Source organism: Rhizobium arsenicireducens, assembly GCF_964021225.1.
Window position 1 is genome coordinate 1,856,553 of sequence record NZ_CAXHYK020000001.1, and the last position, 12,614, is coordinate 1,869,166.

The 12,614-nt window shown below is 60.5% G+C and carries 10 protein-coding genes; 4 read left to right on the forward strand and 6 right to left on the reverse strand.

Annotation, left to right across the window (positions count from 1 at the left end):
* Positions 1-539 precede the first annotated feature (539 nt).
* Together ACWPVA_RS09215 and ACWPVA_RS09220 are read right to left on the reverse strand one after the other, a co-directional pair.
* Entirely contained in the window at positions 540-1,913 is a 1,374-nt protein-coding gene (locus tag ACWPVA_RS09215) for a PleD family two-component system response regulator (protein ID WP_454287396.1), read from the reverse strand.
* A 12-nt stretch (positions 1,914-1,925) separates the two neighbouring features.
* Positions 1,926-2,297, reverse strand: a complete 372-nt coding sequence (locus tag ACWPVA_RS09220) for a response regulator (protein ID WP_454287397.1) — start codon at positions 2,295-2,297, stop codon at positions 1,926-1,928.
* 133 nt (positions 2,298-2,430) lie between these two features.
* On the opposite strand from ACWPVA_RS09220, the gene ACWPVA_RS09225 reads away from it, so the two are divergent.
* On the forward strand, positions 2,431-2,724 hold the full coding sequence (locus ACWPVA_RS09225; RefSeq protein ID WP_454287398.1) for a DUF3572 domain-containing protein: 294 nt from the start codon (positions 2,431-2,433) through the stop codon (positions 2,722-2,724).
* Positions 2,725-2,745: 21 nt separating this feature from the next.
* Here ACWPVA_RS09225 and ACWPVA_RS09230 read toward each other — a convergent pair whose 3' ends face one another.
* Positions 2,746-3,327 (reverse strand): GNAT family N-acetyltransferase, encoded by a 582-nt coding sequence (locus ACWPVA_RS09230; protein ID WP_454287399.1) that lies wholly within the window; start codon positions 3,325-3,327, stop codon positions 2,746-2,748.
* Positions 3,328-3,401: 74 nt separating this feature from the next.
* On the opposite strand from ACWPVA_RS09230, the gene ACWPVA_RS09235 reads away from it, so the two are divergent.
* Both ACWPVA_RS09235 and ACWPVA_RS09240 read left to right on the forward strand, forming a co-directional pair.
* A complete protein-coding gene (locus ACWPVA_RS09235) occupies positions 3,402-4,700 on the forward strand; it encodes a DNA polymerase IV (protein WP_454287400.1) in 1,299 nt (432 codons plus the stop codon).
* A 170-nt stretch (positions 4,701-4,870) separates the two neighbouring features.
* Positions 4,871-6,118, forward strand: a complete 1,248-nt coding sequence (locus tag ACWPVA_RS09240; RefSeq protein WP_454287401.1) for a L,D-transpeptidase family protein — start codon at positions 4,871-4,873, stop codon at positions 6,116-6,118.
* Positions 6,119-6,129: 11 nt separating this feature from the next.
* Here the strand turns inward: ACWPVA_RS09240 and dnaE are convergent, their stop codons facing one another.
* The gene (dnaE, locus tag ACWPVA_RS09245) at positions 6,130-9,630 is read right to left on the reverse strand and encodes a DNA polymerase III subunit alpha (protein ID WP_454287402.1); all 3,501 of its coding nucleotides are present in this window, start codon (positions 9,628-9,630) and stop codon (positions 6,130-6,132) included.
* Between the two features lie 357 nt (positions 9,631-9,987).
* Here dnaE and ACWPVA_RS09250 point away from each other — a divergent pair, with 357 nt between their 5' ends.
* Positions 9,988-10,572: a hypothetical protein gene (locus ACWPVA_RS09250; RefSeq protein ID WP_454287403.1), complete on the forward strand. Its 585-nt coding sequence runs from the start codon at positions 9,988-9,990 to the stop codon at positions 10,570-10,572.
* Positions 10,573-10,594: 22 nt separating this feature from the next.
* On the opposite strand, the gene ACWPVA_RS09255 is transcribed toward ACWPVA_RS09250, so the two are convergent.
* Entirely contained in the window at positions 10,595-11,284 is a 690-nt protein-coding gene (locus ACWPVA_RS09255) for an ABC transporter ATP-binding protein (RefSeq protein ID WP_454287404.1), read from the reverse strand.
* 12 nt (positions 11,285-11,296) lie between these two features.
* The gene (locus ACWPVA_RS09260; protein WP_454287405.1) at positions 11,297-12,604 is read right to left on the reverse strand and encodes a lipoprotein-releasing ABC transporter permease subunit; all 1,308 of its coding nucleotides are present in this window, start codon (positions 12,602-12,604) and stop codon (positions 11,297-11,299) included.
* Positions 12,605-12,614 lie beyond the last annotated feature (10 nt).

Here is a 12,614-nt window from a genome sequence, read left to right on the forward strand (position 1 = left end):
TCTGTTGGCTCAACTTCGCTCAACTTGGGTTCAGAATCAACAGTTTCTTAACTCTTTCACATTTTGCTTTTGCCTATGGTTAAGATCACCGGCAAAAGCGCAGTGTAGGTCGACGGCAACCATCGGACACAATTGACTATACTTTAAACACCAGGCCAACATCGCAAGTAAAATCTCTCGCGTCGGAGTGGCAAAGCGAGGCATCCCGTCGGAATGCCAGGCAAACGTATTATTTCCGCTGTGTATGAAAATGCAAAGAAGGGGAATTTATTCGGAGAGTGCGCCGCAGCCGCCAGTATACTTTTGCGTTGTCAACCACCACTTATAAAAGCGAAACTCATCCAGGCAACACAACAATAGGTGCCGATTTCAATTGCTTTCAACGCTTCCCCTAGGCGCGAACAAAAACAAGAATTTTTCGACTATCAATCACAGGCCAATCCGGCGAAATCCCCAAATATGGCAGCTTGACAGATGAATTTCATCTCACCGCAAGCGGCAGGCGCGGTGCGACGCGCTTCGTTTTGGTACACGAGGCCTCACGCCGCAGCGGCAACCACGCGGTTGCGTCCGTCCTTCTTCGCCTGATAGAGCGCGCGGTCGGCCTGCTTCAGCAGTTGTTCCTGCGTATCTATGCCCTTGCCGACGGTCGCTATACCCATGGACGCGGTGATATCGAGAGACAACCCAGAGCCCTTGAGCACGAACGGCTTGGACTCGATAATGCCTCGCAGGCGCTCTGCTATGAGAGCGGCCGCATCCGGCGCCGTATCCGGCATGACCACGACAAACTCCTCGCCGCCATAGCGGCAGGCAAGGTCGGCGCCGCGCACGGTCGAGCGAATGCGCATTGCGAACTCCTTCAGCACCTCGTCGCCGGCGTCGTGGCCATAGGTATCATTGACCTGCTTGAAGCGGTCTATGTCGGTGACGCAGACGGAAAGCAGCTTGCCGCGCGTCTGGGCTCGGGTGAAAAGCATCTTCAGATGGCTATCAAGATAACGGCGGTTGTGCAGGCCGGTCAGACCATCTGTGACAGCGAGTTCGATAGTATGCGTCACGCTGTGCCGCAGGCGATCGTTGAACCGCTTGCGGCGGATCTGTGTCAGCGAGCGGGCCACCAGTTCGTTCGGATCGAGTGGACGCACGATATAGTCGTTCACGCCGAGATCAAGGGCACGCACGATCATCTGCTCGTCGCCGTGCTCAGTGATCAACAGGATCGGAATGAAGCGCGTGCGTTCCAGCGAGCGCAGCTGCGAGCAGATCCGCAGCGGATCATAATCATCGAGATTGCCGTTGACGATCACAAGATCGAATGAATTCTCGGCGGCATCAAACACGGCAGCCTGCGGGTCGGACATCGCAGTTACGACGGCGATTGGCTTCAGGGTCTTGATGATCCGTTCCTGCGAGTTGCCACGGCTATCGACCAGCAGCACCTGGGCCGCTTCTTCGAGCCGACCGTCGCTGAGACGGAGTGGATCGTCGATACCGATCGACTGCGCCGTGTCGGCGCGGATACGCAATTCGTCGCTCAGGGTCTTCAGGCGCACCAGGCTCTTGACCCGGGAAATCAGTTGAAGGTCACTAACCGGCTTGGTGAGAAAATCGTCGGCGCCGGCCTTCAGGCCACGCACACGGTCTGACGGCTGATCAAGCGCCGTCACCATAACGACCGGGATATGTGCGGTACGCGGATTGGCCTTCAACCGCTCGCAGACTTCGAAACCGTCCATGCCCGGCATCATGATGTCGAGAAGGATGACGTCGACCTGCGTGCGATCGCAGATGTCGAGTGCGTCGCGGCCGTTATCGGCGGTCAAAACGTCGAAATACTCGGCGATCAGACGCGCCTCAAGCAGCTTCACATTGGCGGGGATATCGTCGACGACAAGTATTCTCGCGGTCATCGGTCCATTCCCTCACGCATCGCCAAGATAGGTCTTAATCGTCTCGATGAACTTTGGCACCGAGATCGGCTTGGAGACATAAGCCTCGCAACCGCCCTGGCGAATGCGCTCCTCGTCGCCTTTCATCGCAAAGGCCGTGACCGCGATCACCGGTATCACATGCAGTTCTGGATCCTCCTTCAACCACCGTGTCACGTCAAGGCCGGAGACTTCTGGCAGCTGGATGTCCATCAAGATGAGGTCCGGACGGTACTTGCGCGCCAGATCAAGCGCTTCCATGCCATTGCGAGTCTGGATCGTCTCATAGCCCGAGGCTTCGATAAGATCGCGGAAGAGCTTCATATTGAGCTCGTTGTCTTCGACAATCATTACCTTCTTCGGCATAAGTCCCGTCCCTTGATCCCGCCTGGCGTCCGCTGAACGTTGCGGTCCGGCAGTTTGCACTTCTGGTGCGATGTCATGCTAAGGTCATTTGGTTGAGAAATAGGTAACTCTATTGAGAATTGCGGAAAGGCCCATGAAGAACAGCAGCATACCAGCCAGCGCCGAGGAAACCGCCATCGCCGTTCTTAGCTGGCTTGCCGGCGAACCAGACATGCTCGGCCGCTTTCTGGCACTCTCGGGTACGCGTCCCGACCACTTGCGCCAGGCGATTCGCGACCCCGCCTTCATGGCCGGCATGCTGGATTTCCTGATGGCGCACGAGCCGACCCTCATGGCCTTTTGCGCGGCGTCCGGCACCGAACCGGAGGCGGTGGTCAGGGCTTCGCATCACTATTCCGGCCCGACACTCGAGTCGGGAGAATACTGAAGCCTCGCCAGGCCGCGGAACTCAAAGTACCAGCCGCATCAGCGGCCTTCCCTCTTTTCTCGCGGCCACCTCGACAAATTCCGCCGCCTCAAAAATTCGCTTCGATCCGACATAAAGCCCGACGGACTTCGATTGTTTGGTCCGCTCGATCGGACAAGCTTCAATGATGCGCGCAGCGGCCACGCGGGCATGAGCGACGGCGGCATCGAGCATCCTGTGGCTCAAGCCCTTGCCGCGCTCTTCCGACACGATGAAGAAGCAGCTCACCGCCCAGACCGCTAGGTCGGCAGCGTCTCGCTCTTCGAGCGGCCGCGAGACGGTGCGGGGCGAATTCCAGTTCGGCACATCGGCACGAGGCCCCACCTGCACCCAGCCGACCGGCCTGTCACCGAGATAGCCGATGAGCCCCGCCGGTGGTCCCACACTCACGCGTCGGTGCATGAAATCCTTCTTCTCGCTGCCCGCCAAGCCCTTCCTCTGAGAAGGTGACAGGCGGAAATGAGTGCACCAGCAGCCATAACAGGCACCGTGGGGGCCCATGACTGCCTCAAAATCGCTCCAGCGGTCGGCCGTGAGAGGTTGGGCACGGAATTGTCCGTCCATTGCATTTTTCCTTGTCACCCAACTCATCAAAGAGTAACGCTAGGCGCGCGAATGTTCAACATTTGTTCCAATCAATGACCGACGATCCGATCCCATCTCCCGGCTTTTGTCGCGACTGCCTGGCCGGGCAGCCGGAGAGCCGGACGCGTTGCCGCGCCTGCGGCAGCCCTCGCCTCGTCTACCACCCCGAACTCTACCGGCTGACGCTCGCCCATATCGATTGCGACGCATTCTATGCCTCGATAGAGAAACGCGACAATCCCGAACTGGTCGACAGGCCGGTGATCATCGGCGGGGGAAAGCGTGGCGTCGTCTCAACCGCCTGCTACATCGCTCGAATCTATGGCGTTCGCTCGGCCATGCCGATGTTCAAGGCACTGGAAGCCTGTCCGCAGGCGGCGGTGATCAAACCGGACATGGAGAAATATGCGCGTGTCGGGCGGCAGGTGCGGTCGATGATGGAAGAGCTGACGCCGCTCGTCCAACCGCTGTCGATCGACGAGGCTTTCCTTGAGCTCAGGGGCACCGAGCGACTGCATCACGATCCTCCTGCGCGCGTCCTGGCGCGTTTTGCCCAGCGGGTGGAAGAGGAGATCGGCATCACGGTCTCCGTCGGCCTTTCCTACTGCAAGTTCCTCGCCAAGGTCGCCTCCGACCTTCAGAAGCCGCGCGGCTTCTCGGTAATCGGCGAAGCCGAGGCCTTGTCTTTCCTGGCGCCACGCCCGGTCACAACCATCTGGGGCGTCGGCAGGGCCTTTGCTGCGACGCTGGAGCGCGACGGAATCCGCACCATCGGCCAGTTACAGACGATGGAGGAAGGTGACCTCATGCGCCGTTACGGGTCCATGGGCCAGCGTCTGTTCCGTCTGTCGCGCGGCGTCGATGATCGTGATGTCCATCTCAATGACGCCGCCAAGAGCGTTTCGGCCGAGACGACCTTCTTCGACGATATCTCGCATTACGAGGAACTGGTGACCCACCTGCGAGCGCTGTCTGAAAAGGTCGCGTGGCGGCTAAAGAGGAGCGGTATAGCCGGCCAGACCGTGGTGCTGAAACTCAAAACCGCCGACTTCAAGGGAAGGACGCGCAATCGCCGCCTTGACGACCCGACCCAGCTTGCCGACAGGATATTTCGCATCGGGCTCAGTCTGCTTGAAAAGGAAACCGATGGAACGCGCTTCCGCCTGATCGGGATCGGTGTCACGGACCTTCAGGACCAGACGCTCGCCGATCCGCCGGATCTTGTCGACGAGCAGGCCAAGCGCCGCGCCGCCGCCGAGGCCGCCATGGATGAACTGCGTCACAAGTTCGGCAAGGCAAGCGTGCAAACCGGCTATACATTCCCGTCAAAAAACCGTCCGGGTGATCCTTGAATTATACTTACGGCCGGTGGACGCAATCAACAAACTGTGAGCAGCCATAGCCGCTGTCAAAGGTTTGTATCGGCATACACGAGTTCGTGAACATCGATTTCTCTTCAAACTTTCCTTAAGCATCGAATTATAATCTGGCGGAATTCGTATTGCGTGAGGGATCCCATACCATGATCAAGTCGCTGGCTGCTTCACTCGGCCTTCTGTCTGCGACCATCCTTGCCACACCGGCCTTGGCCGGCGGTGGAGATTCGCTCCAGATTTTCGTGTCCAAGGCGGAACAGTCGCTGACCGTCTATGACGGAGATCAGGTGATCGCGACCTCAAAGGTTTCGACCGGCAAACCCGGCCATACGACGCCGTCAGGGATTTTCTCGATCCTGGAGAAGCGCAAATACCACGAGTCCAATCTCTATTCGAATGCACCCATGCCGTGGATGCAGCGGCTGACCTGGTCCGGTATCGCCCTGCACGAATCAAGCAGCGTGCCGAACTACCCAGCCTCGCACGGCTGCATCCGGATCCCGCGAGCCTTTGCCAAGCAGCTCTACGGCATGACCGAACGCGGTGCGCATGTGATCATCACCGACAATCCGGTGGCGCCGGTCTTGCTGGAACATGCAACATTGTTCAGCCCACGTCTTCAGCAACCCGAGGGCCAGTTGCTGTCCGATGCCGAATTGCGGCCCAGTGCGATCGACGCCTCGCTCCAGCCCGTCGAGGTGGCCATGGCCGATGTGCTGCCGAAAGCCGGAGCCACGGCCAAGGTCGAGCTTAAAGAGGAGCCGCCACTTCGCATCCTGATCACCCGCCGCGACCAGCGCGAAACGCTGATCGCGGCGCAGGCCCTGCTCGGTGAACTGGGCTTCGACGCCGGCATCCCGGATGGTCTTGTCGGCAAGATGACAGTCGCCGCCGTCAACGGTTTCAAGCGCTGGAAAGGCCTCGACACCCGGGGCGAGTTGATCACGGCGGAATTCCTCGGCGCGCTTTATCAGAGCGCCGGCAAGGGAGAGCCCTCCTTGGGCCAAATTATGGTGCGGCAGAAGTTCAAGCCGCTGTTCGAGGCCCCGGTGACGATCGACGATCCGCATATCGCCCTCGGCACCCATTTCATCGAGGCCGTCGATGTCGACCGCTACGGCGAGAAAGCGACATGGCGTGCAGTGACGCTGGAGAACCACCTTTCAAAGACGACGGTCAAGCGGCTGGGCATCACCACACAGGCCGACGACACCGCCATCTACAACGCTGCCGCGGCACTCGATCGCATCACGATCCCCGAGGATATCCGCCAACGGATCGAAATGCTGATGAGCAAGGGTACCTCCTTGACCATCTCGGATAGCGGAATCGGACCGGAAACCGGCCGCGGCACGGACTTCATCACCATCACCCGCCGCGCGCCCAAGTCCTGAGGCGCGCCGGCTCAGACCAGTTCAACATCGACCACGCCAGGCGCCGAGCGCATGGCCGCAGCGACCTCAGGCGAGATTCGATATTTTTCAGTGAGTTCGACCTCGATCTCCCGCTGACCGTCCTCCTTGATCACGATGAATGAAACGAGGCCGTCGCCGCGGGTGTTGAGGTGGGCGGCGACCGTCTTCAGCGGGCCGGAATCGCGCACGTAGACGCGTAGCGTCTTTTGCATCTGGACCGATTTCTCTTCCAGCGACTGCGCAGTCTGGATCCTCAACCCGATGCCTTCTGGGCGCTCTTCGGCAGCAACCGTAATGACCAGTGATTTGCCCGGTTCGAGCAGGTCGCGGTACTGGTTCAGGCCCTCGGAGAACAGCACGGCTTCATACTGGCCGGAGGCATCGGAAAAGGTGACGATGCCCATCTTGTTGCCGGTCCGCGTCTTGCGCTCCTGGCGCCCGATCACCGTTCCGGCAAGCCGGCCGGCGGTCGCGCCCTGGCGGACCGATTGCGTAAAATCGGCGATGTTTTGCACGCGCATCTTCTCGAGCAGCGAGCGATAGGAATCGAGGGGATGGGCCGTCAGGTAGAAACCGAGCACCTGGAACTCCCGCATCAGCTTTTCCGATGGCAACCAGGCTGCCGAATCCGGGAATGAAATACGTTCCGGACCGCTTGCAGCGCCCGAGCCGAACATATCGGATTGCCCGCTCACCGCATTCTCCTGGGCACGCTGGGCATAACCGAGGACGCGGTCGAGCCCACCCACCAGTTCGGCGCGATCGCGGCCGAAGCAATCGAAGGCGCCGGCGCAGATCAGGCTTTCGAAGACCCGCCGGTTTACCTGTTTCGGATCGATCCGCAGGCAGAAATCCTCGATGGATTCGAAAGGCTTATCCCCCCTCACTTCGACAATATGCTGAACGGCGGAATCGCCGACGCCTTTGAGCGCGGCCAGGGCATAGCAGATGCGGTTCAGCCCCGCCTGGAAATGGCGAAAAGAGGTCTGCACCGAGGGCGGCACGACCTCGATACCGAGCCGTCCGGCATCCTGGCGGAAGTCGTTGAGCTTTTCGGTATTCGCCATGTCGAGCGTCATCGACGCGGCAAGGAACTCGGTCGGGAAATGCGCCTTCATGTAGGCGGTCTGGTAGGAGACGATTGCGTAGGCTGCGGCGTGCGACTTGTTGAAGCCGTAGTTGGCGAACTTGGCGAGAAGTTCGAAGATGTTCTCGGCCTGCGGCTTGGACACGCCGTTCTTCATCGCCCCGTCGACAAAACGGGCGCTCTGCTGGTCCATCTCCGCCTTGATCTTCTTACCCATGGCGCGACGCAGAAGATCGGCTTCGCCAAGCGAATAGCCCGACAGCACCTGGGCGATCTGCATGACCTGCTCCTGGTAGACGATAACCCCTTGCGTTTCCTTCAGGAGATAGTCGATCTGCGGATGAATGGAGGCGATTTCCTCCTCGCCATGCTTGCGGGCATTGTAGACCGGGATGTTCTCCATCGGGCCTGGACGATAGAGTGCGACCAGCGCGATGATGTCCTCGATACAGTCAGGCCGCATGCCGATCAGGGCCTTGCGCATGCCCGCACTTTCCACCTGGAACACGCCGACCGTCTCGCCGCGCGACAGCATCTCGTAGGTCAGCGTGTCGTCGAGCGGGATGGCTGCGAGGTCGACCTTGATGCCACGCTGCTCCCAGACGAAATCGACCGCGGTCTTCAGCACGGTCAGCGTCTTCAGGCCGAGGAAGTCGAACTTGACGAGACCGGCCTGTTCGACCCATTTCATGTTGAACTGGGTGACCGGCATGTCGGAGCGTGGATCGCGATACATCGGCACCAGCTTCGACAGCGGCCGGTCGCCGATAACGATGCCGGCGGCGTGGGTCGAGGCGTGACGATAGAGACCCTCAATCTTCTGGGCGATATCAAGCAGACGCGCGACGACCGGCTCCTCTTCGGCCGCCTCCCGAAGCTTCGGCTCCTCCTCGATCGCCTTCGACAGCGGCGTCGGGTTGGCCGGATTGTTCGGCACGAGCTTGCAGATCTTGTCGACCTGTCCATAGGGCATTTCCAGCACCCGGCCGACATCGCGCAAGGCCGCACGCGCCTGGAGCGAACCGAAGGTGATGATCTGCGCCACCTGTTCGCGGCCATACTTCTGCTGCACGTAGCGGATCACCTCTTCGCGCCGGTCCTGGCAGAAGTCGATGTCGAAGTCGGGCATCGACACGCGTTCGGGATTGAGGAAGCGCTCGAACAGCAGCGAAAACCGCAGCGGATCGACGTCGGTGATGGTCAGCGCATAGGCAACCAGCGAGCCCGCGCCCGAACCACGGCCGGGACCGACCGGAATATCCTGTTGCTTCGCCCATTTGATGAAGTCGGCAACGATCAGAAAGTAGCCGGGGAACTTCATGCGTTCGATGACGCCAAGTTCGAACTCCAGCCGATCGCGATAGTCCTGCTCTTCGTAGCCCGGGGCCATCCCCAAGGCCGCGAGCCGCCCGTCCAGCCCCTCCTCCGCCTGCCGGCGCAGTTCCAGCGCTTCGGCGCGCTCCGCCTCCAGCGGATCGTCAGTGCCGCCGGTGAAGCGCGGCAGGATCGGCTTGCGTGTATCAAGCACGAAGGCGCAGCGCCGCGCGATCTCGACCGTGCTGGCCAAGGCCTCAGGCAGATCCGCAAACAGCGACTGCATCTCCGCCCGGCTTTTGAGGTAATGATCGGGCGTCAAGCGGAAGCGGCTGTCATCCGAGACGATCGCATTGTGCGCGACCGCCATCAACGCATCATGCGCCTCGTAGTCGTCACGCGACGGGAAAAAGGCCTCATTGGTAGCGACCAACGGAACGTCGTGTTCGTAGGCCAGAGCCACCATGCGACGCTCATGGCTGCGATCGAACTCGCCATGCCGCTGCAGTTCAACGTAGAGCCTGTCGCCGAACAGCCTCTTCAGCTCGAGCAGGCGCGCCTCGCCTTGGGCGCGATGGCCCTCCTTGAAGGCAAGATCGACCGGTCCCTTGGATGCGCCTGTGAGAACGATCAATCCATCCGTCCCCAACTCCTCGAGCCATGACATGCAGATGTGGACCGCCTGCGAGGAATCACCCCCGAGATAGGCGCGACTGACCAGATCGACCAGCCGCTCATAACCGGCCGCATCCGCAGCGAGAAGCACAATTGCCGGATAGGCGCTGTTCCCGGATTGCCCGGCCCGCTTTTCCGTGCCGCCATCCTCCATGTCGATCGACAACTGGCAACCGATGATCGGCTGAAGCCCATCGCCGAGCGCCTTTTGCGAGAATTCGAGCGCAACGAACAGGTTGTTGGTGTCGGTAATGGCGATTGCCGGCTGATCGTCGGCGACCGCCTTGCCGAGGATCTTCTTGAGCGGCAAGGCCCCTTCAAGCAGCGAATAAGCCGAATGCACGCGCAAATGGACAAAGCCCGGCCCTGCGCCAAACGGTTCTTTTCCATTCCCGCCCGCAACCCTGTCAGCCATCGAACTCAATCCTCGTCACGCATCTGAATCAGGCGTGATTTTCCGCCGTGTGCGAGGGGAAGTCCAGAACTGTTTGGCCCGAGGTCGGGATCTCTACAGATATGCGAGGGCCAAAGGCATCAGCGGCCGAAAATCAAAGCGCCAGCATGATCACCGAAAGGCTGGCGACGAACATGGAAATCGAGGCGAATGCGGCAACGTCACGAAGAATTTCGGTCATGGCTCTCTCCTTACTCGTTATGTTTTCTTTATGTTCCTTTTTTGTTCTGGCGTCAATACCATTTTAAGTCGGCCTCTCGCGTGACTTCGCGCCGGTAATCCGACAGACTGCGCATACAGGCTTTCAGGGGATGGACAGTGATCAAGCAGTTCTTTTCGTGGGTGTCGGTGGGCCTGCTGCCGGCCATGGGTGTTCTTGCCCAATCGTTTCCGGCCGAGCGGATTATCGCCGGGGCGTCCGGCGACTGGAACAAAGACGGAGCGACGGATCTGGCCCTCCTTGTTGCCCCCGGCAGCGATGACGAGGTTATCGGCATTTATCTTTATGTCACGGAGAGCGATCGCGGCCTGCTGAAGCTGGTGACATCCGCACCGGACAAAGTCTGGGGAAATTCCAGACTGGACGGCTTCTATGGCCAGGATCCGGCGATCACCGCGCTTGCCAACGGCTCCATCGCCGTGATGTCGCAAAATTCCACCATTGGCCGCAACCGCTGGGAAAGGACACTGACGCTTGCCTATCGCGAGGGCCGGTTCATCGTCGCCGGCTACACCTACGCCTACCGTGACACGCTTGATGTCGCTGACAGCGGCTTCTGCGACTACAATGTGGTGACCGGCAAGCTCAAGCGGGACGAAACCGCGCAAAGCGTGGCCCCTACGACCGTGTCGATCGAGGATTGGACGGACGAGATCGGCAGCAAGGCTTGCGGGATCGACTAGACGATCCCGCAAGCCTCGTGGACTATGCGACGAAATCGGCGATCTTGCCGTCGACCAGCGTCACGCAACGATCCATCCGGCGCGCGAGTTCGTGATTGTGGGTGGCGATCAGGGCGGCGAGCCCGGACTGGCGCACCAGGGCTTCCAGCGCGGAAAACACATAGGATGCCGTCTCCGGATCGAGGTTGCCGGTCGGCTCGTCTGCCAGAAGCACCAGTGGCGCATTGGCCACCGCACGGGCGATGGCGACGCGCTGTTGTTCGCCGCCGGAAAGCTCCGCCGGACGATGTTGGCCGCGGTGACCGATGCGCATGTAGTCGAGGAGTTGAGAGGCCCGCTCGCGCGCCTCCGCAATCGACAGGCCCGCGATGAGCTGCGGCATCATGATGTTTTCCAGTGCCGAGAATTCCGGAAGGAGGTGGTGGAACTGGTAGACGAAGCCCACGGAATGGCGGCGCATGGTGGTGCGTCGCTCATCCGACAAATCCTGACAAGCGACCCCCCCCAGCGTCACTTCGCCGGCATCGGGGTGCTCGAGCAAGCCGGCAATATGCAGGAGTGTGGACTTGCCTGTGCCGGAGGGGGCGACCAGAGCAACGGTCTCGCCGCTCTTGAGGCTGAAGTCGGCGCCCTTGAGGATACTGAGTATGGTTTCGCCCTGCCCATAATGGCGGTCGATGCCCGAGAGCGAAAGAACGGTATCAGAAGCCATGGAGCGGTATCCTTATTCGTAGCGCAGGGCCTGGACTGGATCGAGGCGCGAGGCGCGCCAGGCCGGGAAGATCGTCGCCAGGAAGGAAAGGCTGAGCGCCATGACAACGACGGACACCGTCTCGCCGACGTTCATGTCGGCAGGCAGCTTGCTGAGGAAGTAGAGTTCGGGATCGAACAGGACCGTGCCCGAAACCCACGAGAAGAAACCGCGGATCGACTCGATATTGAGACAGACGACCACCCCGAGCAGAACGCCGGCGAATGTCCCTGTCGTGCCGATCGCCGCACCGGTCATGAAGAAGATCCGCATGATGGAGTTGGCACTCGCCCCCATGGTGCGCAGGATGGCGATGTCGCTCGACTTGTCCTTCACCAGCATGATGAGACCCGAGATGATGTTGAGCGCGGCGACCAGAACGATCAGCGTCAGGATCATGAACATGACGTTTCGCTCGACCTGCAGGGCAGAGAAGAAGGTCTGATTGCGCTGGCGCCAGTCGGTGATAAAGATCTGGCGCCCGGCGGCCTCCTCGATCTTCACTCGCATTGCGTCGATCGCATCCGGATCGGCGACGAACAGTTCGATCGATTGGACGAGGCCTTCGGCGTTAAAATAGAGCTGCGCCTCCTCGAGCGGCATATAGATGATCGACGCGTCATATTCCGACATGCCGATCTCGAAGACGCCGGAGACCGGATAGGCCTTGACCCGCGGATTGACCCCGAGCGGGGTGACGTCCCCCTCCGGCGAGACGAGGGTGATCGTGTCACCAGCCGTAATGCCAAGATTGGCGGCCATGCGTGATCCGACGAGAACGCCCTGCCCCGCGGCAAAGCCGACCAGGTCGCCTGCGCGAATATTGCTCGAGACTGTCGTCAGCTTGGTCATGTCCTCGGAGCGGATGCCGCGCACCAGCGCACCGGTTCCAGCGCCCGCACGGCCGGAGGCAAGCGTCTGCCCCTCCACGAGCGGCAACGCCATGGTAACGCCCGGAACGGCGGAGAATTTCGTTGCCAGATCCGCGTAATTGTCCAGCGGACCATCGACCGGTTGAACGATCATGTGGCCGTTGATGCCGAGAATACGCGAGATGAGCTCGGTACGAAAACCATTCATCACCGCCATGACGATGATCAGCGTCGCCACTCCGAGCATGATTCCGAAGAACGAGAAGCCGGCGATCACCGAGATGAAGGCCTCCTTACGCCGGGCCCGCAGGTAGCGCCAGGCGACCATGCGCTCGAAGGCGGAGAAAGGCCGAGCGGACCGGCCGGCATCCGGCGCGGCCGTCTCGTTGGCTAAGGCTGCACTCGTCATCTCGTCTCCT

Excerpts from the sequence above, each read along its gene's own strand:
- ACWPVA_RS09215 (WP_454287396.1), bottom strand. The coding sequence starts at position 1,913 with ATGACCGCGAGAATACTTGTCGTCGACGATATCCCCGCCAATGTGAAG.
- ACWPVA_RS09220 (WP_454287397.1), bottom strand. The coding sequence starts at position 2,297 with ATGCCGAAGAAGGTAATGATTGTCGAAGACAACGAGCTCAATATGAAG.
- ACWPVA_RS09225 (WP_454287398.1), top strand. The coding sequence starts at position 2,431 with ATGAAGAACAGCAGCATACCAGCCAGCGCCGAGGAAACCGCCATCGCC.
- ACWPVA_RS09230 (WP_454287399.1), bottom strand. The coding sequence starts at position 3,327 with ATGGACGGACAATTCCGTGCCCAACCTCTCACGGCCGACCGCTGGAGC.
- ACWPVA_RS09235 (WP_454287400.1), top strand. The coding sequence starts at position 3,402 with ATGACCGACGATCCGATCCCATCTCCCGGCTTTTGTCGCGACTGCCTG.
- ACWPVA_RS09240 (WP_454287401.1), top strand. The coding sequence starts at position 4,871 with ATGATCAAGTCGCTGGCTGCTTCACTCGGCCTTCTGTCTGCGACCATC.
- dnaE (WP_454287402.1), bottom strand. The coding sequence starts at position 9,630 with ATGGCTGACAGGGTTGCGGGCGGGAATGGAAAAGAACCGTTTGGCGCA.
- ACWPVA_RS09255 (WP_454287404.1), bottom strand. The coding sequence starts at position 11,284 with ATGGCTTCTGATACCGTTCTTTCGCTCTCGGGCATCGACCGCCATTAT.
- ACWPVA_RS09260 (WP_454287405.1), bottom strand. The coding sequence starts at position 12,604 with ATGACGAGTGCAGCCTTAGCCAACGAGACGGCCGCGCCGGATGCCGGC.